This window comes from Neisseria sp. P0021.S007 (assembly GCF_051956855.1).
In genome coordinates this window covers 1-571 of record NZ_JBQCXA010000893.1, presented here as the reverse complement: position 1 = coordinate 571, position 571 = coordinate 1, and the positions used below count along the sequence as shown (strand labels likewise).

Below are 571 nucleotides of genomic sequence, written 5' to 3'. Positions count from 1 at the left end.
GAGCTACACCCTGCCGATTTTGTCCATTTGCAAAACAATATGCGCGAAGTCCGTCCTGCGCGTAAAGTGCAGGTCAGCCAAGCGGACGGGTATCAAGGTTTGATTTCACTCTTGCCTCCTCCGCCGCGCCGCGCCGCCGTCTTGATTGATCCGCCCTACGAAGAAAAACAAGACTACCGCCGCGTCGTCCAAGTCTTGAAAGATGCTTTGAAACGCTTTGAAACCGGCTGCTACATGGTTTGGTATCCCTGCCTGAGCCGCGAAGAAAGCCGCAAACTGCCGGACGAACTCAAAAAAATCGCTCCCGACAATTATCTCCATGCCGAGCTTCATGTCCATACGCCGCGCAGCGACGGCTTCGGTATGCACGGCAGCGGCATGTTCGTCATCAATCCGCCCTACATGCTTGCCGAACAGTTGCAAAACAATCTGCCCGAACTTTCCAAAATTTTGGCGCAAGATGCAGGCGCGCATTATGTATTGGAAAGCAAAACGAAATAAACGCGGCCGTCTGAACGCATACCCAAGCGCTTCGATTTTGCCGCCACACCTGTTCAGACGGCCTTAACCC

Annotated in this window: 1 protein-coding gene; it reads left to right on the top strand. The window is 53.6% G+C overall.

The window, feature by feature from the left end; all coding sequences use genetic code 11:
- Positions 1 to 501, top strand: a 501-nt coding sequence (gene rlmJ / locus ACTHUR_RS16575; protein WP_440399779.1) for a 23S rRNA (adenine(2030)-N(6))-methyltransferase RlmJ, incomplete at its 5' end; no start/stop codon positions are given.
- Positions 502 to 571: the final 70 nt, after the last annotated feature.